This is a genomic window from Microbacterium sp. JAI119 (genome assembly GCF_013410135.1).
In the GTDB taxonomy this organism is placed as follows: Bacteria; Actinomycetota; Actinomycetes; order Actinomycetales; family Microbacteriaceae; genus Microbacterium; species Microbacterium oxydans.
The window spans coordinates 136,403-161,320 of the sequence record NZ_JACCCK010000005.1; the positions used below are offsets into that span (position 1 = coordinate 136,403).

24 protein-coding genes, 2 tRNA genes and 1 pseudogene are annotated in these 24,918 nt (G+C 67.5%); 20 read left to right on the forward strand and 7 right to left on the reverse strand.

The genetic code is table 11. The features are described 5' to 3' along the window. Window positions 1–51: 51 nt before the first annotated feature. The 5 genes from gap to HDC31_RS17885 all read left to right on the forward strand — a co-directional run bounded on the left by gap (window position 52) and on the right by HDC31_RS17885 (window position 3,752). Window positions 52–1,062: a type I glyceraldehyde-3-phosphate dehydrogenase gene (gene gap / locus HDC31_RS17865; protein ID WP_113680973.1), complete on the forward strand. Its 1,011-nt coding sequence runs from the start codon at window positions 52–54 to the stop codon at window positions 1,060–1,062. A 10-nt stretch (window positions 1,063–1,072) separates the two neighbouring features. After that, window positions 1,073–2,287, forward strand: coding sequence for a phosphoglycerate kinase (locus HDC31_RS17870; RefSeq protein ID WP_113680972.1), 1,215 nt, complete (start codon window positions 1,073–1,075; stop codon window positions 2,285–2,287). After that, window positions 2,278–3,069 (forward strand): triose-phosphate isomerase, encoded by a 792-nt coding sequence (tpiA, locus tag HDC31_RS17875; protein WP_046749268.1) that lies wholly within the window; start codon window positions 2,278–2,280, stop codon window positions 3,067–3,069. The genes HDC31_RS17870 and tpiA overlap by 10 nt, the downstream gene beginning before the upstream one ends. 81 nt (window positions 3,070–3,150) lie before the next feature. Next, window positions 3,151–3,399: a preprotein translocase subunit SecG gene (gene secG / locus HDC31_RS17880; RefSeq protein WP_017202783.1), complete on the forward strand. Its 249-nt coding sequence runs from the start codon at window positions 3,151–3,153 to the stop codon at window positions 3,397–3,399. Next, window positions 3,399–3,752 carry an RNA polymerase-binding protein RbpA gene (locus HDC31_RS17885; protein ID WP_017830291.1) on the forward strand — a complete coding sequence of 118 codons (354 nt, stop codon included), beginning with the start codon at window positions 3,399–3,401 and terminating at the stop codon, window positions 3,750–3,752. The genes secG and HDC31_RS17885 overlap by 1 nt, the downstream gene beginning before the upstream one ends. 67 nt (window positions 3,753–3,819) lie before the next feature. Here HDC31_RS17885 and HDC31_RS17890 read toward each other — a convergent pair whose 3' ends face one another. Next, entirely contained in the window at window positions 3,820–5,022 is a 1,203-nt protein-coding gene (locus tag HDC31_RS17890) for a hypothetical protein (protein WP_113680970.1), read from the reverse strand. Window positions 5,023–5,131: 109 nt separating this feature from the next. Then, window positions 5,132–5,205: transfer RNA gene (locus HDC31_RS17895), tRNA-Gly, on the reverse strand. Between the two features lie 109 nt (window positions 5,206–5,314). Here HDC31_RS17895 and HDC31_RS17900 point away from each other — a divergent pair. From HDC31_RS17900 to HDC31_RS17950, 11 genes are all read left to right on the forward strand, one after another. Beyond that, window positions 5,315–5,388: transfer RNA gene (locus tag HDC31_RS17900), tRNA-Pro, on the forward strand. A gap of 63 nt (window positions 5,389–5,451) precedes the next feature. Further along, on the forward strand, window positions 5,452–6,942 hold the full coding sequence (gene tig, locus HDC31_RS17905; RefSeq protein ID WP_113680969.1) for a trigger factor: 1,491 nt from the start codon (window positions 5,452–5,454) through the stop codon (window positions 6,940–6,942). Between the two features lie 72 nt (window positions 6,943–7,014). Then, window positions 7,015–7,509: a tetratricopeptide repeat protein gene (locus tag HDC31_RS17910; protein ID WP_058632255.1), complete on the forward strand. Its 495-nt coding sequence runs from the start codon at window positions 7,015–7,017 to the stop codon at window positions 7,507–7,509. Between the two features lie 81 nt (window positions 7,510–7,590). Beyond that, a complete protein-coding gene (locus tag HDC31_RS17915) occupies window positions 7,591–8,187 on the forward strand; it encodes an ATP-dependent Clp protease proteolytic subunit (RefSeq protein ID WP_017830295.1) in 597 nt (198 codons plus the stop codon). Window positions 8,188–8,207: 20 nt separating this feature from the next. After that, entirely contained in the window at window positions 8,208–8,849 is a 642-nt protein-coding gene (locus HDC31_RS17920) for an ATP-dependent Clp protease proteolytic subunit (protein WP_046749265.1), read from the forward strand. A gap of 148 nt (window positions 8,850–8,997) precedes the next feature. Then, window positions 8,998–9,933, forward strand: a complete 936-nt coding sequence (locus HDC31_RS17925) for a sugar-binding transcriptional regulator (RefSeq protein WP_258546353.1) — start codon at window positions 8,998–9,000, stop codon at window positions 9,931–9,933. Further along, on the forward strand, window positions 9,930–10,931 hold the full coding sequence (gene deoC, locus HDC31_RS17930; RefSeq protein ID WP_113680968.1) for a deoxyribose-phosphate aldolase: 1,002 nt from the start codon (window positions 9,930–9,932) through the stop codon (window positions 10,929–10,931). The genes HDC31_RS17925 and deoC overlap by 4 nt, the downstream gene beginning before the upstream one ends. A gap of 13 nt (window positions 10,932–10,944) precedes the next feature. Further along, a complete protein-coding gene (locus HDC31_RS17935; protein ID WP_113680967.1) occupies window positions 10,945–12,387 on the forward strand; it encodes an aldehyde dehydrogenase family protein in 1,443 nt (480 codons plus the stop codon). Then, window positions 12,384–13,235: an aldehyde dehydrogenase family protein gene (locus tag HDC31_RS17940; RefSeq protein ID WP_046749263.1), complete on the forward strand. Its 852-nt coding sequence runs from the start codon at window positions 12,384–12,386 to the stop codon at window positions 13,233–13,235. Before HDC31_RS17935 ends, HDC31_RS17940 begins: the two co-directional genes overlap by 4 nt. A gap of 176 nt (window positions 13,236–13,411) precedes the next feature. Further along, window positions 13,412–14,680, forward strand: a complete 1,269-nt coding sequence (gene clpX / locus HDC31_RS17945) for an ATP-dependent Clp protease ATP-binding subunit ClpX (protein ID WP_046749262.1) — start codon at window positions 13,412–13,414, stop codon at window positions 14,678–14,680. Continuing rightward, window positions 14,677–15,213, forward strand: a complete 537-nt coding sequence (locus HDC31_RS17950) for an NUDIX hydrolase (RefSeq protein ID WP_113680966.1) — start codon at window positions 14,677–14,679, stop codon at window positions 15,211–15,213. Before clpX ends, HDC31_RS17950 begins: the two co-directional genes overlap by 4 nt. A 33-nt stretch (window positions 15,214–15,246) precedes the next feature. Here HDC31_RS17950 and HDC31_RS17955 read toward each other — a convergent pair whose 3' ends face one another. From HDC31_RS17955 to HDC31_RS17965, 3 genes are read right to left on the reverse strand one after another with little or no spacing between them, the layout of a single operon-like run. Beyond that, complete coding sequence (locus HDC31_RS17955; protein ID WP_058632258.1) at window positions 15,247–15,744, reverse strand: GyrI-like domain-containing protein; 498 nt, start codon at window positions 15,742–15,744, stop codon at window positions 15,247–15,249. A gap of 19 nt (window positions 15,745–15,763) precedes the next feature. Beyond that, window positions 15,764–17,815, reverse strand: coding sequence for a M3 family metallopeptidase (locus tag HDC31_RS17960; protein WP_113680965.1), 2,052 nt, complete (start codon window positions 17,813–17,815; stop codon window positions 15,764–15,766). 31 nt (window positions 17,816–17,846) lie between these two features. Next, window positions 17,847–18,764 (reverse strand): LysR family transcriptional regulator, encoded by a 918-nt coding sequence (locus HDC31_RS17965; RefSeq protein WP_061016388.1) that lies wholly within the window; start codon window positions 18,762–18,764, stop codon window positions 17,847–17,849. A 99-nt stretch (window positions 18,765–18,863) separates the two neighbouring features. On the opposite strand from HDC31_RS17965, the gene tdh reads away from it, so the two are divergent. The 4 genes and pseudogenes from tdh to HDC31_RS17980 all read left to right on the forward strand — a co-directional run bounded on the left by tdh (window position 18,864) and on the right by HDC31_RS17980 (window position 21,972). Then, a complete protein-coding gene (gene tdh, locus HDC31_RS17970; protein ID WP_046749258.1) occupies window positions 18,864–19,907 on the forward strand; it encodes an L-threonine 3-dehydrogenase in 1,044 nt (347 codons plus the stop codon). Then, window positions 19,907–21,079, forward strand: a pseudogene (locus tag HDC31_RS20035) (glycine C-acetyltransferase); the annotation flags it as partial. The gene tdh and the pseudogene HDC31_RS20035, both read left to right, overlap by 1 nt. A gap of 60 nt (window positions 21,080–21,139) precedes the next feature. Further along, window positions 21,140–21,757, forward strand: coding sequence for a transcriptional regulator (locus tag HDC31_RS20040; RefSeq protein WP_113680964.1), 618 nt, complete (start codon window positions 21,140–21,142; stop codon window positions 21,755–21,757). After that, window positions 21,754–21,972, forward strand: coding sequence for a hypothetical protein (locus HDC31_RS17980; RefSeq protein ID WP_058632262.1), 219 nt, complete (start codon window positions 21,754–21,756; stop codon window positions 21,970–21,972). Before HDC31_RS20040 ends, HDC31_RS17980 begins: the two co-directional genes overlap by 4 nt. Window positions 21,973–22,055: 83 nt before the next feature. On the opposite strand, the gene HDC31_RS17985 is transcribed toward HDC31_RS17980, so the two are convergent. Both HDC31_RS17985 and valS read right to left on the reverse strand, forming a co-directional pair. Then, a complete protein-coding gene (locus tag HDC31_RS17985; RefSeq protein WP_046749254.1) occupies window positions 22,056–22,271 on the reverse strand; it encodes a hypothetical protein in 216 nt (71 codons plus the stop codon). Continuing rightward, entirely contained in the window at window positions 22,271–24,886 is a 2,616-nt protein-coding gene (gene valS / locus HDC31_RS17990) for a valine--tRNA ligase (RefSeq protein ID WP_179516389.1), read from the reverse strand. Before valS ends, HDC31_RS17985 begins: the two co-directional genes overlap by 1 nt. Between the last annotated feature and the right edge of the window lie 32 nt (window positions 24,887–24,918).

Genomic DNA, 24,918 nt, shown 5'->3' on the forward strand with positions numbered 1-24,918 from the left:
TCACGCTCGCTGGAAAGCCGCGTGCGATGCACGAGAAACAGGGAGACCTGAGTGTCTGTCAAGATCGGTATCAACGGCTTCGGCCGCATCGGACGCAACTACTTCCGCGCGGCTCTCGCGCAGGGAGCAGACCTTGAGATCGTCGCCGTCAACGACCTCACCGACAACAAGACCCTGGCGCACCTGCTGAAGTACGACTCGGTGGGCGGCGTCCTCGACGCCGAGATCAGCTACGACGACGAGAGCATCACCGTCAACGGCAAGACCATCAAGGCGTTCGCCGAGCGCGACCCCGCAGGCCTCCCGTGGGGCGAGCTGGGCGTCGACATCGTGATCGAGTCGACCGGCTTCTTCACCAAGGCCGAGCTCGCCAAGAAGCACATCGAGGCCGGCGCGAACAAGGTCCTCATCTCGGCTCCCGGTACGGGCGTCGACGGCACGTTCGTCATGGGCGTGAACGAGGACACGTACAACCCGGAGACCGACCACATCATCTCCAACGCGTCCTGCACCACGAACTGCCTCGCGCCGCTGGCTCAGGTCTTCAACGACGCGTTCGGCATCGACCGCGGTTTCATGATGACCGCGCACGCGTACACCGCAGACCAGAACCTGCAGGACGGCCCGCACAGCGACCTCCGTCGTGCCCGTGCCGCTGCGATCAACATCACCCCGGCCTCGACCGGTGCGGCCAAGGCCATCGGCGAGGTGCTCCCTGAGCTCCAGGGCAAGCTGAGCGGTTCGTCGTACCGTGTTCCGGTTCCCACCGGCTCGATCGTCGACCTCACCCTCATCACCGACCGTGAGAACCTGACGGTCGACGAGGTCAACGAGGCCTACAAGAAGGCTGCTGCCGAGGGCCGTCTCGCGGGCTACCTCCAGTACAACGAGGACCCGATCGTCTCGAGCGACATCGTGCACAACCCGCACTCGTCGATCTTCGACTCGACGCTCACCAACGTGAGCGGCAACCTGATCAAGGTGTCCAGCTGGTACGACAACGAGTGGGGCTACTCCAACCGTCTCGTCGACCTGACCGAGTACGTGGCCGAGCGCCTCTAAGCTCAGACACATGACTCTGCGCACCCTGGACACCCTGGGGTCGCTCGAGGGCAAGCGCGTCATCGTCCGTTGTGATCTCAACGTCCCCCTGCGGGATGGGATCATCACGGACGATGGCCGTGTCCGCGCCTCGTTGCCGACCCTCAATGCACTCATCAACGCGGGCGCCCGTGTTGTGGTGTGCTCGCACCTCGGCCGACCCGACGGTGCGCCCGACCCGCAGTACAGCCTCGGGCCGGTGGCTCAGCGGCTCTCCGAGCTGCTCGGCGCCCCGGTCGCGTTCGCGCGCGACACGGTCGGCGAATCCGCCAAGGAGGCCGTGGCATCGCTCGAGGACGGCGGGGTCGTCGTGATCGAGAACCTGCGGTTCAACCCGGGGGAGACCTCGAAGGACGCCGCCGAGCGTGCTGCCTTCGCGGCCGAGCTCGCAGAACTCGGGGACGTGTTCGTCTCCGACGGGTTCGGCGTCGTGCACCGCAAGCAGGCCAGCGTCTACGAGCTCGCCGAGCTGCTCCCGTCGGCGGCCGGTCTGCTGATCGCCGCGGAACTCGACGTGCTGGACCGCCTGACCGAGAACCCCGAGCGCCCCTATGCGGTCGTGCTCGGCGGCTCGAAGGTCAGCGACAAGCTCGGCGTCATCTCGCACCTGCTCCCGCGCGTGGACAAGATCCTGGTGGGTGGCGGAATGCTCTTCACCTTCCTCAAGGCCCAGGGGCACGCCGTCGCCTCGAGCCTTCTGGAAGAGGATCAGCTCGACACGGTGCGCGGGTACATCGCGGAAGCGGCTGAGCGCGGCGTGGAGCTCGTGCTCCCCACCGACGTCGTGGTGGCCGCGTCCTTCGGCGCCGACGCCGCGCACGAGGTCGCCGCAGCCGACGCGATCGAGTCGACGCCGTTCGGTGCCTCCGGCATCGGGCTCGACATCGGTCCGGAGACGGCGGCACGCTTCGCCGAGGTCATCCGCGGGTCGAAGACCGTGTTCTGGAACGGCCCCATGGGCGTGTTCGAGTTCCCTGCCTTCGCAGCGGGCACCAAGACCGTCGCGCAAGCGCTCACCGAGGTCGACGGCCTCAGCGTCGTCGGCGGGGGAGACTCCGCTGCAGCCGTGCGCCAGCTCGGCTTCAGCGACGACCAGTTCGGTCACATCTCGACCGGTGGCGGCGCGAGCCTCGAGTTCCTCGAGGGCAAGAAACTACCTGGGCTGGAGGTCCTCGGATGGGTGTGAACTCTCGTACCCCGCTGATCGCGGGAAACTGGAAGATGAACCTGGACCACCTGCAGGCGGTCGCGTTCGTGCAGAAGCTGCACTGGACGTTGAAGGATGCGAAGCACGAGGACGGATCCGTCGAGGTCGCGGTGTTCCCGCCGTTCACCGACATCCGCAGCGTGCAGACCCTCATCGACGCGGACAAGATCCCGTTCGCGCTCGGAGCGCAGGATGTGTCGGCACATGACTCGGGCGCGTACACCGGCGAGGTGTCGGGAGCGTTCCTGGCGAAGCTCGATGCGAAGTACGTGATCATCGGCCACTCCGAGCGTCGTGAGTACCACTCCGAAGGTGACGATGTCGTGGCCGCCAAGGTCAAGGCAGCGCTCAAGCACGGCCTGGTACCGGTCATCTGCGTGGGCGAGACGGCCGGCGACCTCGAGAAGTTCGGTGCCAGCGCGGTTCCGGTGTCGCAGCTCGAGGCAGCGCTCGAGGGGGTCTCGCCGAAGGCGGACATCGTCGTGGCGTACGAGCCCGTGTGGGCGATCGGCTCCGGTCAGGCGGCGACGCCTCAGCAGGCGCAAGACGTCTGCGCCGCTCTGCGCGCCGTCATCGCGAAGGTGCTCGGCGACGAGGCGGCAGCGCGCACGCGGATCCTCTATGGAGGTTCCGTGAAGTCGGGAAACATCGCCAGCTTCATGCGCGAGCCCGATGTCGACGGCGCACTCGTCGGCGGGGCGAGCCTCGTCGTGGACGAGTTCGCCGCGATCATCCGCTTCGAGAAGCACGTCGGCGTGTGAGTGCGGCGGGGCTTCGGCCCCGCCGCACCGTATACTTGACCGTTACGGGGGCGCTCCGGCCCCAGCGAAAGGCTCTTTCTCGTGGCAATTCTCGAGTTCGTCCTGCAGGTCGTGCTGGGCATCACCAGCGTTCTGCTGACCCTCCTCATCCTCCTGCACAAGGGCCGCGGTGGCGGCCTCTCCGACATGTTCGGCGGGGGCATGACCTCTGCGGTCGGCTCGTCCGGGCTTGCGGAGCGGAACCTCAACCGCTTCACCGTCGTCCTGGCTCTGACATGGTTCGTCTCCATCGTCGCGCTGGGCCTCATCACGAAATTCGAGGTCATCTGATGGCTACCGGTGGAAACGCGATCCGTGGCACCCGCGTGGGCTCCGGCCCCATGGGGGAGCAGGACCACGGCTATCACGCCGACCGCATCGCGGTCTCCTACTGGGATGGTCTCGGCAACGAGACCGTCCGCTACTTCGCCGCTGGTCTCCCCGAAGAGGAGATCCCGGAGACGATCGACCACCCGCAGTCCGGGCTCCCCGCCGGTCGCGACAAGGAGAATCCTCCTGCGCTCGCGAAGGCGGAGCCGTACAAGACGCACCTCGCTTACGTGAAGGAACGCCGTACGGACGAGGAAGCCGTCCAGCTGCTCGACGACGCGCTCACGCAGCTGCGCGAGCGTCGGGGGCAGTGACCTCGAGGCTGACATCGAAGAAGCCGTCGCGAGCGATCGCGGCGGCTTCTTCCGTATCAGGCGGCGGTCAGCGGCAGCCCGCCGCCGCATCGATGTAGCTCTGCGGCGGGTACCCATACGCCCAGACGCCGTTCGCATCATCGGTGTAGCCCATGCTGATGGCCCACGCCGTCGCCCACTTCTCGATGCTGTCCTGCGTGGAGGAGTCGTACATGCTCTGGCACCTCACGCTGATCGCGTGCCCCACCTCGTGCGCGATCAGTGCCTTGCTGCGAACGGCCGGCCACTGCTCGGCGACCGAGTTCGAGAACGCGATGGTCGCCCGCCCCGACTCGCCCCACCACCAGGTCGTGTAGCCGCCCATGCTGCCGTTGTAACCGGCGCCGCTGACGACCGGCGCCCAGTCGAAGTCCAGGAGCACGCCGGGCGCGAGGGAGCGGGCGAACGCTTCGATCTCGAGCCGGGAGTTCAGGAGCGGGCCTGCCTTCTCCGCCAGTTCTTCGCTCTCGGTGGCGACGACCTGCGCCGCCGCGGTCTGCAGGGCGAGGTAGGCGGCTGCGGTGCCTTCGTCGAGCGTCGTCGCGGCAGTGGCATCGGCGGCGGCGTCGCGTAGCGCGATCACCGCGTCGTTGCGGGCCGACAGATGTGCCGCTTCGAATCCAGGCGCAGCCGCTCCGGCCGTCGTGATCACCGCGAGGCCGCTCTCCGTCATCGCCGTGTGCGCCGACGAGACGTCGCCGGCCGCGCCGGCGACGTCGACGGACAGGTCCTCCACTTCGTCACGTCGCTGTTCGAGCTCCGAGGTGGCACCGAACAGTTCCCAGAACCAGTCGGGCTTCTCGCTCAGCGGAGCGATCGCCACGGAGACCACGCCGTCCGCGTCTGACGCGGTAGCGGTGCCCTCCTCGACGGCAGAGGCCAAGCTCGCGTGCAGTTCGTCGGGCACGGAGATCGGCTGATCGCCCCCTGCAACCACCTGGCCCGCTGCGTCGGTGACGGTTCGCAGTTCAGCGATGTCGGCGCGGAGCTGCGTCTTCGCGGTCGATGTCGTCTGAGCTGCGCTCTCGTAACGGGACGCCGCATCGTCGTAACCGAGGTTCGCGCTCACCTGGACGATGGCCAAGGCCGCGATCAGCGCGGCGCCGCCGAGCAGGCCGATGACGAGCCCCGGCCGTCTCCTCCGACGCGACCGTGTCGGCGTGGAGGACGAGGCCCCGGAAGAGAAGACGACGGGAAGCTGATGCCCGCCGTCGCGGGGCGACTGACCCATTCGATGATGCCTTCCGGTCGGAGCCTGCGTGCAGCGATGCTGTCAGCGTATTCGACGAGGCGACCGGAAATGCGGAAGGCCCCCGCCGTATGGCGGGGGCCCTCTCGAGTGGAGGGGCTGACGGGAATCGAACCCGCATCATTAGTTTGGAAGACTAAGGCTTTACCACTAAGCTACAGCCCCGGAATCCGAGCCTCGAAAGGTTCGGTTACCGACTCATCGACTATACCGGACTCTGACGCATGCTCCTGTCCGTTAGACTCGGTGGGGCTGAATCCGCATGCGGATTCCCCGGGGCGTAGCTCAGTTTGGTAGAGCGCCCGCTTTGGGAGCGGGAGGTCGCAGGTTCAACTCCTGTCGCCCCGACACGGCCCCCACGGACCTTACAGCCGCGATTCGAAGCGGAAATCACAAGGAGAACACACCAGCATGGCGAACAGCACCGTCGAGAAGCTGACCCCGACCCGGGTCAAGCTCACCATCACGGTCACCCCGGACGACCTCAAGCCCAGCATCGCTCACGCGTACGAGCACATCGCTCAGGACGTCCAGATCCCCGGCTTCCGCAAGGGCAAGGTCCCGGCACCGATCATCGACCAGCGCATCGGTCGCGGCGCGGTCATCGAGCACGCCGTGAACGAAGGCCTGGACAAGTTCTTCCGCGAGGCGACCAACGAGCACAAGCTGCGCGTCGTGGGGCGCCCGGCGGCCGACATCACGCAGTGGCCGAACGAGAAGGACTTCTCGGGTGACCTGCTCGTGGACATCGAGGTCGACGTCCGTCCCGACATCGAGCTGCCCTCTTACGACGGCATCACCGTGACCGTCGACGCTGTCGAGGCCGATGACGCTGCGCTCGACGCCGAGCTCGACAACATGCGCGCCCGCTTCGGCACGCTCGTGCCGGTCGACCGGCCTGCCGCGAAGGGTGACTTCGTCGAGCTCGACCTCGTCGCCACGATCGACGGCGCCGAGATCGACCGCGCCGAGGGCGTCTCCTACGAGATCGGCTCGGGCGAGCTGCTCGAGGGCATCGACGACGCGATCGAGTCGCTCACCGCGGGTGAGGACACCACGTTCCGCTCCGCTCTCGTCGGTGGCGACCACGCCGGGTCCGAGGCCGAGGTCTCCGTGACGGTCAAGGCGGTCAAGGAGCGCGAGCTTCCCGAGGCCGACGACGACTTCGCGCAGATCGCGAGCGAGTTCGACACGATCGCCGAGCTCCGTGAGAGCGTGGCAGAGCGCGTCGCTCAGCAGGGCGTGTTCACGCAGGGCTCCGCCGCACGCGACAAGCTCGTCGAGGTGCTGCTCGAGCAGATCGAGATCCCGGTTCCGCCGCAGCTCATCGAGGACGAGGTGCACAACCACCTCGAGGGCGAAGGCCGTCTCGAGGACGACGTGCACCGCGCCGAGGTCACCGAGGCCAGCGAGAAGCAGTTCCGCACGCAGGTTCTTCTCGACACGATCGCCGAGCAGGCCGACGTGCAGGTCTCGCAGGAGGAGCTCTCGCAGTACCTCATCCAGTCGGCTGCCCAGTACGGCATGGCCCCGCAGGAGTTCGTCGAGGCGCTGCAGTCCTCGAACCAGCTCCCGGCGCTCGTCGGCGAGGTTGCCCGGAACAAGGCGCTCGCGATCGCGCTCGGCAAGGTGAAGGTCGTCGACAGCAACGGCAAGCCCGTCGATCTGTCCGACTTCATCGTCACCGACGACGAGGCCGAGTCTGCGGACGCGGACTCCGCGGAAGCCGAGGAGAAGCCGGCGAAGAAGGCTCCTGCCAAGAAGCCCGCCGCCAAGAAGGCTCCGGCCAAGAAGGCCGCCGAGGCCGACGACGCCGAGAAGCCCGCCGCTGAGAAGGCTCCGGCCGAGAAGCCTGCTGCCAAGAAGGCACCGGCCAAGAAGGCGGCCAACAAGGCTGAGTGATCGAAAACGATCCAGTGAAGAGGGCGGGTGCTGCGGCATCCGCCCTCTTTTCCATCCGAGGAGAGGGCAGCGATGAAGACGTGGGATGAGCGCATCGACGAGGTGTGGGACGACGCGACGGGCGAAGCGGTGGGTGACGACACGATCAGCCGCATCGACGCCCTCGCCGCTGAGCGCGGCCCTGACGACGCTCGCGCGGAGTTCGAGCGCGGCGGTGCACGGGATTCCGCTGGCCGGCCGGCGGAGGCTGTCGCCCTGTATCGACGCGCGCTGGCTCTGGGGTTGGATGGTGAGCATCGTCCGCAGTGCGTGATCCAGATGGCCAGTTCGCTCCGGAATCTCGGCGAGTACGACGAAGCACTCGCCGTGATCCGTGCCGAGGAGGAGCTCGCGCCCGACGGCCCCTATCGCGACGCCGTCGCCTGCGTGCATGCCCTCATCCTGGCCAGCGCCGGGCGCCCGGCGGAGGGTCTCTCCGTGGCACTGCTCGCCCTCGTCCCGCATCTGCCGCGCTACCACCGTTCGATGACGGCCTATGCCCACGAGATCGCGGACGCCGACACCTGATATGCCGACGGCGAACACGGCCTGGGCGCTGCGTTGTCGCCGGTAGATTCGAATCACTGAAACACGGAATCAGGAGCTGACATGGCTGCAGAACCCCTCCTCGCAACGAGCGTCTTCGACCGGTTGCTGAAGGACCGCATCATCTGGCTGGGGTCGGAGGTGCGCGACGAGAACGCGAACGAGATCTGCGCGAAGATCCTTCTCCTCGCCGCAGAAGACTCCGAGCGAGACATCTACCTCTACGTGAATTCGCCCGGCGGATCGATCACCGCGGGCATGGCGATCTACGACACGATGCAGTTCGTGCCGAACGACATCGTCACGGTCGGCATCGGAATGGCCGCCTCCATGGGGCAGCTGCTGTTGACCGCCGGCACCAAGGGCAAGCGGTACATCACGCCCAACGCACGCGTGCTGCTGCACCAGCCCCACGGCGGGTTCGGCGGAACGTCGAGCGACATCCAGACGCAGGCGCAGCTCATCATGTCGATGAAGAACCGCCTCGCCGAGATCACCGCTGCCCAGACCGGCAAGTCGGTCGAGCAGATCAACGCCGATGGTGACCGCGACCGCTGGTTCACGGCTGAGGAAGCGCTTGAGTACGGCTTCGTCGATCACATCCGCGAATCGGCCTCCGACGTCATCGGCGGCGGCGGAACCGACCAGGACACCGAGTAACGGAAAGCGAAAGGACGCTCATGTACACACCCACCTTCCGCTCAGCCGGTGACCTGCCTTCCAGCCGCTACGTGCTGCCGCAGTTCGAAGAGCGCACCGCCTACGGCTTCAAGCGCCAGGACCCGTACAACAAGCTGTTCGAAGACCGCGTGATCTTCCTCGGCGTGCAGGTCGACGACGCCTCGGCCGACGACGTGATGGCACAGCTCCTCGTTCTGGAGAGCCAGGACGCCGAGCGCGACATCACGATGTACATCAACTCGCCTGGTGGCTCGTTCACCGCGATGACGGCGATCTACGACACGATGCAGTACGTCGCGCCGCAGATCCAGACCGTGGTGCTCGGCCAGGCGGCTTCGGCTGCGGCCGTGCTGCTCGCTGCCGGTGCGCCGGGCAAGCGTCTCGCGCTCCCGAACGCCCGCGTGCTCATCCACCAGCCCGCGATGGGGGAGGCCGGCCACGGCCAGGCGTCCGACATCGAGATCCAGGCCGCGGAGATCCTCCGCATGCGCACCTGGCTGGAGGAGACGCTCGCGGGACATACCAACCGCACCCCGGAGCAGGTGAACCGCGACATCGATCGTGACAACATCCTCTCCGCCGCACAGGCGCTGGAGTACGGCATCGTCGACCAGGTGCTCACGACGCGCAAGCGCGTCTGACCCGATCGATCGAAGGGCGTCCGTCATCCGGCGGGCGCCCTTCGTCGTGCCCGGCGGATGTGCACGACCCGATGACAAAGTGCGCATATGAGCACTGTGGTGCGCGAACGCTGACGAGGGCCTACTCTGGAGGAGGAAGGAGGAAGCCGTGGAAGAAGATCTGCTCATGGTCCGCGTCGCCGAGCTGTACTACGACGAGGACAAGACCCAGGACGAGATCGGCGGACTCCTCAAGATCTCGCGCTGGAAGGTCGGCCGTCTGCTGACCCAGGCCCGCGAACGCGGCATCGTCCGCATCGAGATCGTGCACCCGCGCGCCCGCCGACTCGGCCTGGAGCGGCTTCTCGTCGAACGCTTCGGCCTCACCGATGCCGTGGTCGTGCCGGCTCCGGAAGGCGATGACGGCACCCTCGAACGCGTCGCTCAGGCCGCAGCCGACTTCCTGACCGCGCTGCGCCCCGTTCCCCGCACCCTCGGGGTGAGCTGGGGCCGTACACTCCGTGCCGTGGCCGAGGCGCTTCCGGACGGCTGGGCGAACGGCGTGACCGTGGTGCAGCTCAACGGGGGAGTGAGCCTGAACCGACGCTCCGGAGGCGCAGCAGGCCTCGCCGTCACGATCGCCCAGCGCGCTTCGGGGCAGGTCTCCCTGCTGCCGAGCCCGGCCATCCTCGAGCGCGTGGAGACGAAGCAGGCGATCGAGTCCGACCGCACCGTCGCCGCCGTCCTCGAAGAGGCAGCCGAGGCCCAGGCTTTCCTGTTCACCGCCGGACCCTGCGATGCCTCGTCCGCCCATGTCGAGAACGGCTACCTCAGTGCGGAGGATGTCGAAGAGCTCGCACGACGCGGCGCCGTCGGCGACGTCCTCGGGCGCTACGTCGACGCGGAGGGCAACATCGTCGACTCGCAGCTCGATGCACGGACCGTCGGAGTCTCTCTCGACCGTCTGCGCGGAGCCGCTCGTACGATCTTCGTGACGGCGGGCCCCGCCAAGCACGACATCGCACGCACCGTGGTCACCAGCGGCCTGTGCGGCGTTCTGGTGACCGATGAGACCACAGCACGAGCATTGTTGGAGGAACAGTGACGACCAAAGAACTCAGTCGCAGGGCGGCGGTGGACGTTCTGGGCGGCGAGCCCGACGACGCCACGCTCCGGCGATTCCTGCACGGACTTCCCGGCGTGGATGCCGTCGGTCTGGAGCAGCGCGCTGCCGGGCTCGGCACCCGGTCGATCAAGACCACCTCGAAGGCGTGGGCGCTCGACACGATCATCAAGCTGATCGACCTCACGACGCTCGAGGGAGCTGACACTCCCGGAAAGGTGCGCTCTCTCGTGGCCAAGGCGAAGAATCCGGACGCCGCGGATCCTTCGACCCCGCGGGTCGCAGCGGTCTGCGTGTACGGTGACATGGTCGGCGACGCGGTGACCGCGCTCGGCGGGATGCACGGTGACCCCGATGACGGCCTGATCTCCGTCGCGGCCGTCGCCACGGCATTCCCCAGCGGACGCTCCTCGCTTGCGATCAAGCTCGCCGACACCGCCGAGGCGGTGGCTGCGGGCGCCGATGAGATCGACATGGTGATCGATCGTGGAGCGTTCCTGTCCGGCCGGTACGGCCTGGTCTTCGACCAGATCGCCCAGGTCAAGGAGGCCTGCCGTCGTGAGGACGGTTCGTACGCCTCGCTCAAGGTGATCCTGGAGACCGGCGAGCTGAACACCTACGACAACATCAAGCGCGCCTCGTGGCTGGGCATCCTGGGGGGAGGGGACTTCATCAAGACCTCGACCGGCAAGGTGCAGCCCGCAGCCACCCTCCCGACGACGCTCCTCATGCTGGAGACCGTGCGCGACTGGTACCGCGGCACCGGAGAGAAGATCGGTGTGAAGCCGGCCGGTGGCATCCGCTCGTCGAAGGATGCGGTGAAGTATCTCGTCACCGTCGCCGAGACTGTCGGCGAGGAGTGGCTCCAGCCGCACCTCTTCCGCTTCGGCGCCTCCAGCCTCCTCAACGACGTGCTCCTGCAGCGTCAGAAGCTCAGCTCCGGCCACTACTCGGGCCCCGACTACGTCACGATCGACTGACGGGAAGACGAACATGTCATTTCTGGAATACGCTCCCGCACCGGAGTCCACCGCGGTCCTGAACCTCAAGGACAGCTACGGGCTGTTCATCGACGGCGAGTTCGTCGACGGCTCCGGCACGCCGTTCAACACCATCTCACCGGCGACGGAGAAGCACATCGCCGAGATCGCTTCGGCGAGTGATGAGGACGTCGACCGTGCGGTCGCCGCCGCGCGTCGCGCCTACGAGAAGACCTGGTCGAAGATGAGCGGTCGCGACCGAGGTAAGTACCTCTTCCGCATCGCCCGCCTCGTGCAGGAGCGTGCCCGTGAGCTCGCTGTCGCCGAGAGCCTCGACAACGGCAAGCCGATCAAGGAGAGCCGCGACGTGGACGTGCCGCTCGTCGCCTCCTGGTTCTTCTACTACGCGGGCTGGGCCGACAAGCTCGATCACGCAGGACTCGGCGCGAACCCGCGGGCTCTCGGCGTCGCGGGTCAGATCATCCCGTGGAACTTCCCGCTGCTGATGCTGGCGTGGAAGATCGCTCCCGCTCTCGCCGCCGGCAACACGGTGGTGCTCAAGCCGGCCGAGACGACGCCCCTCACAGCGCTGATCTTCGCCGAGATCCTGCAGCAGGCCGACCTTCCGGCCGGTGTCGTCAACATCGTGACGGGTGCCGGAGCGACTGGCTCTGCGCTCGTGCGTCACCCCGACGTCGACAAGGTGGCCTTCACCGGTTCGACCGGTGTCGGACGGGACATCGCCCGGGCTGTCGCCGGCACTCCGAAGAAGCTGACGCTCGAACTGGGCGGCAAGGCCGCGAACATCGTGTTCGACGACGCCCCCATCGATCAGGCGGTCGAAGGCATCGTGAACGGCATCTTCTTCAACCAGGGCCACGTCTGCTGCGCCGGAAGCCGACTGCTCGTGCAGGAGTCGATCCACGACGAGGTCGTCGATCGGCTCAAGTCGCGCCTGTCGACCCTCCGCCTCGGCGACCCTCTCGACAAGAACACCGACATCGGCGCGATCAACTCCGCAGCGCAGCTCGCCCGCATCCGTGAGCTGAGCGACATCGGCGAGGCCGAGGGCGCAGAGCGCTGGACGGCGGACTGCGCGATCCCGGACCAGGGCTTCTGGTTCGCGCCGACGATCTTCACCGGCGTCGAGGCCTCGCACCGCATCGCCCGCGACGAGGTCTTCGGGCCTGTGCTCTCGGTGCTCACCTTCCGCACACCGGCCGAGGCGATCGCGAAGGCGAACAACACGCCGTACGGCCTCTCGGCCGGGATCTGGTCCGACAAGGGATCGCGCATCCTCGCGGTGGCCGATCGCCTGCGTGCCGGTGTCATCTGGGCGAACACCTTCAACCGCTTCGACCCGTCGAGCCCGTTCGGCGGCTACAAGGAGTCCGGATACGGTCGCGAGGGCGGCCGTCAGGGGCTCACCGCCTACCTCAAGGGAGCCGCAGCATGAGCAAGCGACTGACCGTGCCGAAGACCTACAAGCTCGCGATCGGCGGAGCGTTCCCGCGGAGCGAGTCCGGCCGCACGTACGAGGTGCTCTCCTCCAAGGGGGCCTTCCTCGCGAACGCCGCGAAGGGCTCTCGCAAGGATGCCCGTGACGCCGTCGTCGCCGCTCGCGCGGCGGTGAAGGGCTGGTCGGGGGCGACCGCCTACAACCGCGGTCAGGTGTTGTACCGCGTCGCAGAGGTGCTCGAGGGTCGCCGTGCGCAGTTCATCGACGAGATCTCGGCGCAGGAGGGCGTGTCGTCCGCCGCTGCGGCCGCGCAGGTCGATGAGGCGATCGATCTCTGGGTCTGGTACGCCGGCTGGTGCGACAAGTACGCCCAGGTGGCGGGCAACGCGAACCCCGTCTCCGGGCCGTACTTCAACATCTCCGTGCCGGAGCCGACGGGCGTCGTCGCGATCATCGCACCGCAGGACTCGGCGCTGCTCGGCCTGGTGTCGGTCGTGGCTCCCGCGCTGGTCGCCGGGAACACCGTGGTCGTCATCGCGAGTGAGCAGCACCCGCTCTCGGCCATCAGCCTCGCCGAGGTCCTCGTCACCAGCGATGTCCCCGGTGGCGTCGTCAACGTGCTGACGGGTTCGCCGGCGGAGATGGCTCCATGGCTGGCATCCCACCAGGACGTGAACGCCCTCGACCTCGCGGGTGCCGGCGCCTTGGATTGGGTGGACATGCAGATCGCCGCAGCGGAGACGCTCAAGCGTGTGCTTACCCCCGGTGAGGTCGTCGCCTCGCCGGAACGGATCGGCGCCTTCACCGAGGTGAAGACCGTCTGGCACACGAAGAGCATGGTCTGACCGAACAGTCGATCTCGTGAAAGGGTCGGCAGCCATCGCCCGGAGAAGGCGCCAGACGGCTGTCGATCCCTTCGCCGTCCAATGGGCGCGATGTCGAGTGCCCTCAATGCGGCCCGGTGTCGTAAGCAGCGGTTAGGCTCGAAGGACGATCTCTGATCCCCCCTAGGAGGACGCGCATGGCCCGCATCGGTGAAAGCGCTGACCTGTTCAAATGCTCTTTCTGTGGAAAGAGCCAGAAGCAGGTGCAGCAGCTCATCGCCGGCCCCGGTGTGTACATCTGCGACGAGTGCGTCGAACTGTGCAACGAGATCATCGAAGAGCGCATGGCCGAGTCGTCTGCCGACGGGGTCGCCGAGTTCGAGCTTCCCAAGCCGCGTGAGATCTTCTCCTTCCTTGAGGAGTACGTCGTCGGCCAGGAGCCGGCCAAGCGCGCTCTTTCCGTCGCCGTCTACAACCACTACAAGCGCGTTCGCGCCCACGGCACTCTTCAGACCGCTGAGCAGAAGGCCGAAGAGGTCGAGATCGCCAAGAGCAACATCCTGCTCATCGGCCCGACCGGCTGTGGGAAGACGTACCTCGCACAGACGCTCGCGAAGCGGCTGAACGTCCCGTTCGCCGTTGCCGATGCCACCGCTCTGACCGAGGCCGGCTATGTCGGCGAAGACGTCGAGAACATCCTCCTCAAGCTCATCCAGGCCGCCGACTACGACGTCAAGCGCGCCGAGCAGGGCATCATCTACATCGACGAGGTCGACAAGATCGCCCGCAAGGCGGAGAACCCCTCCATCACGCGCGACGTCTCGGGCGAGGGCGTCCAGCAGGCGCTCCTGAAGATCATCGAGGGCACGGTAGCCTCGGTGCCGCCCCAGGGTGGTCGCAAGCACCCGCACCAGGAGTTCCTGCAGATCGACACGTCCAACGTGCTGTTCATCGTCGCCGGAGCCTTCGCGGGTCTCGAAGACATCGTGTCGGCCCGCGTCGGCAAGCATGGAATCGGCTTCGGTGCTCCGCTGCACGACAAGGGCAAGGACCTCGACCTGTTCAGCGAGGTGCTTCCGGAAGACCTGCACAAGTTCGGGCTGATCCCCGAGTTCATCGGGCGTCTGCCGGTCGTGACCAACGTGTCACCGCTCGACCAGGATGCGCTGATCGACATCCTGACGGGCCCGCGCAACGCGCTGGTGAAGCAGTATCAGCGGATGTTCGAGATCGACGGCGTGCAGCTCGAGTTCGAAGAAGAGGCACTGCGCTCCATCGCCGACCTCGCCGTCGAGCGCAAGACCGGTGCTCGCGGTCTTCGGGCGATCCTGGAAGACGTGCTCGGGCCCATCATGTTCGAGATCCCCTCCGCCGAGGACGTGGCGAAGGTCATCGTGACCCGCGCTGCCGTCGACGAAGGCGCACCGCCCACCATCGTGATGGAGCGCAAGCGCAAGAGCGCATGAGTGCGGAGCCGGCTCCCTGGAAGACGGTGGCGCGCGAGACGCTCGTCGCCGACCGGTGGATCCGCCTCCACGCCGACGTGTGCGTGAATGGCAGCGGTGTGTCGATCGCCCCGTACTACGTGCTGGAGTACGGGGACTGGATCTCCGTCCTCGCCCTCGACCGGAACGACGACGCCATCGTCGTCGAAGAGTATCGGCACGGTGCAGGCGTCGTGGCCGTCGGCACCATCGGCCGGGGAGTAGAGCCTGGTGAGTCGCCGGAGGCTGCGGCGCGCCGTGAGCTGCTCGAGGAGACCGGGTATGCCGCCGACGATCTCATCGATCTCGGATCGACCTGGGCGAACTTCGGCAACCACACGAACCGGGTGCATCATTTCCTCGCGCGCGGGTGTGCGCGCGTCGCGGAGCAGTCTCTCGACGACAGCGAGTCGATCGGCGTACATGTGCTGTCGCTCGATGGACTCGGCGACCTCCTCCCGCAGAGCTACCACCAGCTCACCTGGTACAAAGCCAGGGACCAGCTCGGACGGTGACTCCGAACGAGGCTCTGCGCGTGACGGGTTTCGTCAGCCGATCGGCATGATCAGGTCCGTACGCAGTTCTGGTGCCGGAGCGCTCGGGTCGGACACGTAGATCTCGATCCAGATCCCCCCGGGACGAAGCCCCTGCGCCGACGCGCGCTCGACGAGGGCGGCCCATGCGCCACCCAGTTCCTCATAGGAGCCGAACAGCGTGGTCGCGACCGCGGGTCCTGAGGGCAGTGTCGAAGCGACGATGACGCGGCCGCTCGCGGTGGGGATGGGGTTCGCCGGTGCCGTCTGCACGGGGAAGCCGAGTTCCAGGTCGAAGACGCCCATCGGATCGCCGTGATACACCGCGAGTGCCGGGCCGGTCGGGACGAGCACGCCTCCGGCGAAGGTGAGCGCGATCGCCGAGTAGCCGGCGTCGAACGCCTCCGGGAGATCGGCGAGGCGGATGCCCTCGTGGCGGATGACGGCGAGGGGGACGGACTCGAGGTCGAGGCGGTCCGCAGGACCGAACGGGGCGTCGCGAAAGGCGTTCATGCGCTCAGCGTCTCACGCCTCAGTCGCCCAGTCCACGCCTCTTCAGGAGCGGATCGATATCCGCATCGCGGCCCCGGAAGTCGCGGTATGCCTCGAGAGGATCCTTGGAACCTCCCACGCCGAGGAGTCGTGCGAGGAATCTGTCGCCGTTCGCCCGGGTGAGACCACCGTTCTCTCGGAACCAGTCGACCGTGTCGGCGTCGAGCACCTCGCTCCAGATGTACGAGTAGTACCCCGCGCTGTAGCCGCCGGCGAACACGTGGGCGAAGTAGGTGGATGAGTACCGCGTCGGCACGGTCGGGTCTTTCAGACCGATGTCCGCCAGAGCGGCGGCCTCGAAAGCGGCGACGTCGTCGACCTCGGCATCCGTGCCGAGACGATGCCAGGCCTGGTCCAACCATGCGGCAGCCAGATACTCGCTGGTCGCGTGCCCCTGATCGAACGTCTCGGTCGCTCGCAGGCGCTCGACGATCGAGGGATCGAGTGGAGCGCCGGTCTCGTGGTGACGCGCGTAGTTCTCGAGGACCTCCGGCCACAGGATCCACATCTCGTTCACCTGGCTCGGGAACTCGACGAAGTCGCGGAACACGTTCGTCCCCGCGAAGTGTGGGTAGGTGACAGTCGCGAAGAGGCCGTGCAGAGCGTGTCCGAACTCGTGGAACAGCGTGGTCACCTCGTCGAGCGTCAGGAGCGTCGGCTCCCCTTCTCCGGGAAGCGGCACGTTCAGGTTGTTGACCACGACCGGAGCGGTGCCGCGGAGTCGCGACTGGCTGACGATCGCATTCATCCACGCGCCGCCGCGCTTGGAATCGCGCGTGTACAGATCGAGCACGTAGAGACCGACCGGCGAGCCGTCGGCGTCGCGCACCTCGAAGACGCGCGCGCCGGGGTGATACGCGGCGAGGTCATCGCGCTCGGAGAACGTGACGCCGTAGAGCTGCGTCGCCGCGAAGAAGACGCCATCCTGGAGCACGCGCTCCGCTTCGAACCAGGGCCGAAGCGCGCTGGAGTCGATGTCGTATCGTGCAGTGCGCACCCGCTCGGTGTAAAAGGCCCAGTCGTGCGCCTCGACCGGGAACGGGATCTGCTCGGTCTCGTCGACGATCGTCTGCAGAGCTGCGCGTTCGGCCAGGGCGTTGCGCGCGGATGGTCCGGCGAGGCGTCGGAGCATCCGCTCGACCGCCTCCGGGCTTCCTGCCGTCTCATCCGCGGTCACGGCGGCAGCGTGCGAGTCGTAGCCGAGCAACTGTGCACGCTCCGCCCGCAGACGCACGATCGCGAGAAGGACCGGACGGTTGTCGTTCGCGTTGTCGCGAGACCCGCGTGCGAGCGAGGCCGCCATGATGCGACGTCTCGATTCCCGCGGGCGCAACTGCGCCAGAGCAGGGTGGCCTGTGAAGAGCGGGAGGGTGATCAGGAGCTTTCCGTCCAAGTCCCTGTCCGTGGCGGCACGTGCGGCAGCGGAGAGCTCTCCCGCGCTCAATCCGTCGAGCTCGTCGGCCGTGTCGAACACCACGGCCAGGTCGTTGGTGTCGTTCAGCAGGTTGCGCTCGAACGTGTTGGTCAGGGTCGACAGCTTCTGGTTCATGGCGGTCAGCCGCGCCTTCGCTTCGTCGTCGAGGCCCGCACCGGCCAAGGTCATCTCACGATGACGGCGCTCCACGAGGTACCGCTGCTCCGGATCGAGGTTCAGCGCGTCGAGCTGCTCGTACACCTGCTGCACACGCCAGTAGAGCCGGCTGTCGAGCGTGATCGCATCCTCATGCGCTGCCATGAGCGGCGCGAGCTGCTCGTCGATCTCCTGGATCTCGGGCGTCGCATCGGCCGAACTCACCGTGTAGAAGGTGTGCGCGACACGATCCAGCAGCTCGCCGGATCGCTCCAGCGCCTCAAGGGTGTTCTCGAACGTGGGCATCGAGCGCACCACGGTGATGCGCTCGATCTCGCGGAGCTGCTCCTCGAAACCCGCCTGGAAAGCGGGGAGATAGTGCTCCGGCCGAATCGCGGCGTAGTCGGGGAGCCCGTAGGGAAGCGTCGACGGCTGCAGCAGCGGATTGGTGGCGTCGGTCATCCTCCGAGCCTATCCACCGCGCCGGGCGTGCTCAGGACCCGCTCTCGCTCAGGCGCGTCATCACGCCGCGAAGGGCTTCCACGACCACGCGGACCGATCGACGACGAAGTGTCTCGGGCCGCGCGAGCACGTCGATCATCCGGTGCGTGCTCACACCTTCGAGAGGGACGCGCACGAGGTCGCGGTCGTCGACGCTGCGCGAGGTGAAGCGCGGTAGCATCCCGATCACCCCTCCGGCGGCCACGACGGCCGACACCGCGCCGTAATCGTTGATGCGGTGTTGGATGTCGACGGGCCGATGGGCCACCGCCGATACGGCACGGAGCACGTCGTCGGGGGAGTAGCCGATGCGACTGGTGACCCATCGCTCTCCTGCGACCTCGGCCGGTGTGAGGCTGGCACGACCGGCGAGCGGATGTGAGGCCGCTACCGCCACGTCCAGGGGCTCGCGGATCAGGGTGAGGCTGCGCACACCCTGCGCGGGCCACGGTTCGGAATGCTCCATGCGGTGCGCGAGCACGAGGTCGTAGCGTGCTGTGAGCGCAGGGAAATCCGTCTGCGCGACATCCTCGTCCGTGAGCTGCACCGATGGCGCGTTCGCTGCGGACGACAGCTCCCGCACGAGTGCTCCGAACAGCGCCTGCCCGACGCTGTGGAACCCGCTGATGCTCACGACTCCCGTCGCAGAACCCTCGAAGTCGTCCAGGGCGTGTCGTGCCGCCGCCATGGCGTCGATCGCCTCGGCGCCGGCAGTCGCCAGTACTTCGCCGGCGGGTGTGAGGGCGAGCGTGCGCCCGACTCTGCGGGTCAGCGGTGTCGGCACACCACGCTGCAGGGTTGCGAGCTGCTGGGAGACGGCAGATGGAGTGACTCGGAGCGCGTCGGCCACGGCGGTCACACTGCCGAGGGCGCCAAGCTCTCTCAGGATCTGCAACTGATGGAGTTCCACGAGAACAGTTTAGCGGCGGCTACATGGACGGTGCAGACGATGCCGATTGATCTACAACCGTGGATGCGATGTGATCGAGATCATGAAGGCACTGTCCGCATGAGAGCACTGTTCAAAGGCGCGCCTGGCGCGGGGCTCGAGCTGGTCGAGCGTCCCGAACCGAAGGCCGGCGCCGACGAGGTCGTCATCCGGGTGCTGCGCACCGGCATCTGCGGAACCGATCTGCACATCCTCCGCTGGGATGACTGGGCGGCGTCGGCGATCGCCGCCCCGCTGATCCCCGGTCACGAGTTCTACGGCGAAGTGGTGGAGGTCGGACCCGGCGTGCACGACATCTCCGTGGGTGATCGCGTCTCCGGTGAAGGCCACATCGTCTGCGGGACGTGTCGCAACTGCCGGGCAGGGCGCCGGCAGATGTGCATCCGGACGATCGGTCTCGGTCTGCAGCGGGACGGTGCGTTCGCGGAGTACCTCGCGCTTCCTGCGGCGAACGTGTGGGTGCACCACGCCGAGGTGACTCCCGAGCTCGGCGCGATCTTCGATCCGCTCGGCAACGCGGTCCACACGGCGCTCACGTACCCGCTCGTCGGAGAAGACGTGCTCGTCACCGGCTGCGGCCCGATCGGGCTCATGGCCATCGCCGTCGCCAGGCACGCCGGGGCGCGGTTCATCACCGCGACGGATGTCAGCGCACCGCGTCTGGAGATGGCTCGTCGGATGGGCGCCGACGAAGTCGTCGACGTCTCGGTCCGCGATATCAGGGAGGCGCAGCAGGCGCTCGGAATGCGCGAGGGTTTCGACATCGGATTCGAGATGAGCGGTGCGCCATCGGCCCTCCCCGCCATGATCGACAACATGAACCACGGTGGGCGTATCGCGATGCTGGGTCTGCCGAGTGCCGGGTTCGGGATCGACTGGGGCAAGCTCGTCACCCACATGCTCACGATCAAGGGGATCTACGGACGCGAGATGTTCGAGACGTGGAACGCCATGGGGGCGATGCTGCAGACCAGTGCGCCCCTGCGAGATGCCATCGGCCGAGTGATCGCCGAAGTCGTCCCCGCTCGTGAATGGGAACGCGGATTCGCCGCCGCCGAATCGGCGGGAACGGGCAAGATCATCCTCGACTGGACGGAGTTGTGATGTACGGGACCTTTCAGAAGCATGTGTCGGACGAGCTGGCGGCGATCGAGGAGGCCGGCCTGACCAAGCGCGAGCGCGGTATCCGCGGGCCGCAGAACGCCGAGATCACCGCTGACGGCGCTGACGTGCTGAACTTCTGCGCGAACAACTACCTCGGTCTCGCCGACGATCCGCGCATCCTCTCGGCCGCGACGACGGCCCTGGAGGAGTGGGGCTACGGCCTCGCGAGTGTGCGCTTCATCTGCGGCACGCAGGAGCAGCACCTCGAGTTGGAGCGCCGCCTCGCCGACTTCCTCGGCACGGACGAGGCCATCCTGTACTCGTCGTGCTTCGACGCGAACGGGGGAGTGTTCGAGACACTCTTCGGACCCGAGGACGCCATCATCTCCGATGAGCTGAACCACGCCTCGATCATCGACGGCATCCGACTCTCGAAGGCGAGGCGGCTTCGTTACCGCAACCGGGACATGGCCGATCTCGAGGCGCAGCTGCAGGCGGCAACGGACGCCCGATTCCGTGTGATCGTGACGGACGGCGTGTTCTCGATGGACGGCTACATCGCGCCCCTCGCCGAAATCTGCGATCTCGCCGACCGTTACGACGCTCTCGTCTTCGTCGACGATTCCCATGCGGTCGGTTTCGTCGGCGAGAACGGTCGTGGCACACCGGAGCTCTGCGGAGTAGCCGATCGTGTCGACATCTACACCGGAACCTTCGGCAAGGCGCTCGGGGGCGCATCGGGCGGGTACGTCGCCTCGCACGCCGAGATCGTGGCTCTGCTGCGCCAGCGTTCTCGTCCCTACCTGTTCTCGAACACTCTCGCCCCCGCGATCGTCGCCGGCACGCTGACCGCCCTCGATCTCGTCCAAGGGTCCGCGGACCTTCGGGCGCGGCTGCGTGCGAACGCGTCGCTGTTCCGCGAGCGCATGACGGCGGAGGGCTTCGATCTGCTTCCGGGCGAACACCCCATCGTCCCCGTCATGTTCGGGGACGCGGCGAAGACGGCGCGGATCGCTCAGGAGATGCAGGCGCGTGGCATCTACGTGACCGCGTTCAGCTTCCCGGTCGTGCCGCGCGGCCTGGCACGGATCCGCGTGCAGCTGTCGGCGGCGCACACGGCGGAGCAGATCGAGTATTGCGTCGGCGCCTTCGTCGCCGCGCGCGACGCAATCGACTGCACACATGCAAAGAAAAGCTTGCAAAGAACCCTTTGCAAGGGTATCTTTGCATTCATGACGAACGAGACGCAGGTCAGGACGCTCGACGCCAGCGCGCTCAAGGCGCTGGCACACCCACTGCGGGTCAAGATCTTCGACATCCTCGCGGCGCGAGGTCCGCAGACCGCCAGCTCCCTTGCGGCCCTCGTGGGAGAGACATCGGGATCCACCAGCTATCACCTGCGTGCGCTTGCAGCTCACGACCTGATCCGAGAGGTGGAGGGGCGAGGCACGGCGAGGGAGCGATGGTGGGAACGGCCCAAGGGGCGCATCGACGTGCCCGGCCACGATGAGATGACCTCGCCGGCGAACCGCGCCGCGGCGCAGATCGTCACCTCGGAGTTCTTCCGCGTCCGCCACGAGACCCTCATGAGCTACCTGAACCGACCGCAGGCCGAGGTCCCCGAAACGTGGCGAGACGTCGGGATCACGATCACCACGCACCTCGACATGACACCGGAGCAGGCGATGTCGCTCCGCGAGGAACTCGAAGCCATCGTCGAGAGCGCCATCGAGCGGTACCGGGGCCAGGAGGGGCCGGACGTGCGGCGGGTTTCGCTCCGCGCCGAGCTCTTCGATCTGCCGACCCCGCGCACGACCTCGCCCGCCGTCGACAACGAGGAGGCATCATGACCGCGGCAACTCTCCATCTCGTCGCACCGACGCGAACCGAGCGTCGGCTGCTCCGACTGGCCGATCGGCTGACGGCGTACGTCGAGAATCGGATCTCACATCGCGCGGAGCGGCGTGAGCTCTCGCTCGATCTGCTGCGCGAACAACAGACCCGCCGGCAGGACCCCCGTGCCGTCGACCATGCCCTCGCGCAACGGGGAGTGACCCGCCGCTGACGCCGTGGCCCGGGGCCGCGCGACGAGACCCCCTGATATCCGCACGGGTGTCAGGGGGTCTCGTCCCGATGGCGGGGTGCGGTTCAGTCGGCGAACGGGCGGGCGACGACCTCACCGGACGCGGTCTGGAGTACCTCCCAGCCGGCGTCGAGCTCGGCGATCGCACGCCCTTCCAGCCAGGTGAGGGTCCAGTGGCCGGTGAGGCCCTGGGACTCGACCTCGGCGATGGCGGGACGCAGCGCTTCGGGGACGGAGGCGGGCGGCTGTGCACCCGCGGCCCAGCGCGTGCCGAGCTGCATCAGGAGGCCTCGATCGGGGCGAGCTCGATCGCGGTGACCGCGAACTCCTCCGCCTCGGTGATCTCGAGCTCGGCGATGCGGCCGACCGCGCGGAGGTCGTCCGCCGCGGCGCGCAGGGCCTCGACCTTCGCTGCGGGAGCGGCGATGGCGGCACGGGAGACCGGGGTCTTCTGCGACGCCTTCGCCTCGGTCTTCGCGCGCCGGATGCCGATGAGCGCCTCGCTCGCGGCGGCCAGCACGGCCGGGTCGCCCTCGATGCCGAGCTTCTCGGGCCACGCTGCGGTGTGCACGGAGCCCGCCTCGAACCACGACCAGGCCTCCTCCGTGGCGAAGGAGAGCACCGGCGCGAGCAGGCGGAGAAGCGTGGACAGCGCCAGACGCAGCGCGAGGGCGGCCGAGGCCTGGCCCACGTCGTTCTGGTTGTAGGCGCGCTCCTTCACGAGCTCCAGGTAGTCGTCGCAGAACGTCCAGAAGAACGCCTCGGTCAACTCCAGCGCCCTGGCCGCGTCGTACCGGTCGAAGGCGGCGGTCGCCTCGGCCACCACCTCGTCGAGCGCCGTGAGCATCGAGGCGTCGAGCGCGTGCGTCACCTGCGCGCCCGCGGGCACCGGGAACGACAGCACGAACTTCGCGGCGTTGAGCACCTTGATGGCGAGACGCCTGCCGATCTTCACCTGGGTCGGGTTCTGCGGGTCGAAGGCCGCGTCCATGCCGAGTCGGCTCGAGGCCGCCCAGTACCGCACCGCGTCAGAGCCGTGGGTGTCGAGCACGTCGGCCGGGGTGACGACGTTGCCCTTCGACTTCGACATCTTCTTGCGGTCGGGGTCGACGATGAAGCCGGAGATGGCGGCGTTCTTCCATGGGGTGCGGCCGTCTTCGAGCGTGGAGCGCAGCATGGTCGAGAAGAGCCAGGTGCGGATGATGTCCTGTCCCTGCGGGCGCAGATCGAACGGAGCAGTGAGCTGCCACAGCTCCTCGTCGCGCTGCCAGCCGCCCGCGAGCTGCGGGGTCAGGGAGGACGTCGCCCAGGTGTCGAGGATGTCGGCCTCGGCATCGAACCCGCCCGGCACCCCGCGCTGCTGCTCGGTGTAGCCCGCCGGGACATCCGTGGTCGGGTCGATGGGCAGCGCGGCCGCATCCGGGGTGAGCACCCGGTCGTAGTCGCGCTCGCCGTTCTCGTCCAACGCGTACCAGAGCGGGATCGGCACGCCGAAGAACCGCTGCCGGGACACGAGCCAGTCGCCGGTGAGGCCGCCGACCCAGTTCTCGTAGCGGACCCGCATGAAGTCGGGGTGCCACGCCAGCTCGGTTCCGTGCGCGAGGAGCTGGTCGCGCAGCTCGCCGTCGCGGGCGCCGTTGCGGATGTACCACTGCCGGGTCGAGACGATCTCGAGCGGGCGGTCGCCCTTCTCGAAGAACTTCACGGCGTGCTGGAAGGGCTTGCCGACGGCGGTCATGTCGCCGGTCTCCTGCAGCTTCTCCACGATCGCCTTGCGGGCGCTGAAGACGGTCTTGCCCGCCACGTTCTCCACGTACCAGGAACGCGCGTCGGGGTCTGTGACGATCGACGGCGCCTCGGCGAGGAAGCGGCCGTCGAGACCGATCGCCGTCATGTTCGGCAGGGACTCGCCGGCGGTGGTGCGCAGCTCGCGCCACCAGATGATGTCGGTCACATCGCCGAAGGTGCAGACCATCGCCGCACCGGTGCCCTTGTCGGGCTGGGCGAGGTGGTGGCCGTGGATCTCGATCTCGGCGCCGAAGTACGGCGTGCGCACCTTGGTGCCGATGAGGTGCTTGTGCGGCCCCTCGGGGTGGGTCACGATCGCGATGCACGCCGGGAGGAGCTCCGGGCGCGTGGTGTCGATCGCGATGGAGCCGGAGCCGTCAGCGAAGGGGAACTCGATCGTGTGGTACGCGGCCTGCTGGTCGCGGTCCTCGAGCTCGGCCTGCGCGATCGCGGAGCGGAAGTCGATGTCCCACAGCGTCGGCGCGAGGGCCTGGTATGCCTCGCCGCGCTCGATGTTGCGGAGGAACGCGAGCTGGCTCTGCCGGATCGTGTCGTCGGAGATGGTGCGGTAGGTCTGCGTCCAATCGACGCTCAACCCGAGCTGACGGAACAGGGCCTCGAACTGCTTCTCGTCCTCGATCGTGAGGCGCTCGCACAGCTCGATGAAGTTGCGGCGGCTGATCGGCCGCTGGTCGGCAGCCCGGCTCGACTTGTTGTCGCCGCCCTCGAAGGGAGGGGTGAAGTCGGCGTCGTAGGGGAGAGACGGGTCGCAGCGCACGCCGTAGTAGTTCTGCACGCGGCGCTCGGTGGGCAGGCCGTTGTCATCCCAGCCCATCGGGTAGAACACGGTCTTGCCGCGCATGCGCTCGTACCGCGCCTTGACGTCGGTGTGCGTGTAGGAGAACACGTGGCCGATGTGGAGGCTGCCGGAGGCGGTCGGCGGCGGGGTGTCGATCGAGTAGACGCCCTCACGGCCGAGCTCGGCGGCGCGCAGACGGTCGAACAGGTACGTGCCCTGCTCAGCCCAGGCGGCGTCCCACTTCGCTTCGAGACCTTCGAGTGCTGGCTTGTCGGGAATGGGGTTCTGCGCCGTTTCGGAAGCAGGCATGGAGGTCTCCTCGAGCGATGTATGCGGCACTG

What these genes read in the sequence shown, in the direction of transcription:
- HDC31_RS17920 (WP_046749265.1), top strand. Translation starts at nt 8,208, where the DNA reads ATGTACACACCCACCTTCCGCTCAGCCGGTGACCTGCCTTCCAGCCGC.
- HDC31_RS17935 (WP_113680967.1), top strand. Translation starts at nt 10,945, where the DNA reads ATGTCATTTCTGGAATACGCTCCCGCACCGGAGTCCACCGCGGTCCTG.
- HDC31_RS17955 (WP_058632258.1), bottom strand. Translation starts at nt 15,744, where the DNA reads ATGAACGCCTTTCGCGACGCCCCGTTCGGTCCTGCGGACCGCCTCGAC.
- HDC31_RS17890 (WP_113680970.1), bottom strand. Translation starts at nt 5,022, where the DNA reads ATGGGTCAGTCGCCCCGCGACGGCGGGCATCAGCTTCCCGTCGTCTTC.
- HDC31_RS20040 (WP_113680964.1), top strand. Translation starts at nt 21,140, where the DNA reads ATGACGAACGAGACGCAGGTCAGGACGCTCGACGCCAGCGCGCTCAAG.
- HDC31_RS17885 (WP_017830291.1), top strand. Translation starts at nt 3,399, where the DNA reads ATGGCTACCGGTGGAAACGCGATCCGTGGCACCCGCGTGGGCTCCGGC.
- HDC31_RS17940 (WP_046749263.1), top strand. Translation starts at nt 12,384, where the DNA reads ATGAGCAAGCGACTGACCGTGCCGAAGACCTACAAGCTCGCGATCGGC.
- HDC31_RS17950 (WP_113680966.1), top strand. Translation starts at nt 14,677, where the DNA reads ATGAGTGCGGAGCCGGCTCCCTGGAAGACGGTGGCGCGCGAGACGCTC.
- tpiA (WP_046749268.1), top strand. Translation starts at nt 2,278, where the DNA reads ATGGGTGTGAACTCTCGTACCCCGCTGATCGCGGGAAACTGGAAGATG.
- HDC31_RS17915 (WP_017830295.1), top strand. Translation starts at nt 7,591, where the DNA reads ATGGCTGCAGAACCCCTCCTCGCAACGAGCGTCTTCGACCGGTTGCTG.
- HDC31_RS17870 (WP_113680972.1), top strand. Translation starts at nt 1,073, where the DNA reads ATGACTCTGCGCACCCTGGACACCCTGGGGTCGCTCGAGGGCAAGCGC.
- HDC31_RS17980 (WP_058632262.1), top strand. Translation starts at nt 21,754, where the DNA reads ATGACCGCGGCAACTCTCCATCTCGTCGCACCGACGCGAACCGAGCGT.
- HDC31_RS17985 (WP_046749254.1), bottom strand. Translation starts at nt 22,271, where the DNA reads ATGCAGCTCGGCACGCGCTGGGCCGCGGGTGCACAGCCGCCCGCCTCC.
- HDC31_RS17960 (WP_113680965.1), bottom strand. Translation starts at nt 17,815, where the DNA reads ATGACCGACGCCACCAATCCGCTGCTGCAGCCGTCGACGCTTCCCTAC.
- clpX (WP_046749262.1), top strand. Translation starts at nt 13,412, where the DNA reads ATGGCCCGCATCGGTGAAAGCGCTGACCTGTTCAAATGCTCTTTCTGT.
- valS (WP_179516389.1), bottom strand. Translation starts at nt 24,886, where the DNA reads ATGCCTGCTTCCGAAACGGCGCAGAACCCCATTCCCGACAAGCCAGCA.
- tdh (WP_046749258.1), top strand. Translation starts at nt 18,864, where the DNA reads ATGAGAGCACTGTTCAAAGGCGCGCCTGGCGCGGGGCTCGAGCTGGTC.
- HDC31_RS17910 (WP_058632255.1), top strand. Translation starts at nt 7,015, where the DNA reads ATGAAGACGTGGGATGAGCGCATCGACGAGGTGTGGGACGACGCGACG.
- tig (WP_113680969.1), top strand. Translation starts at nt 5,452, where the DNA reads ATGGCGAACAGCACCGTCGAGAAGCTGACCCCGACCCGGGTCAAGCTC.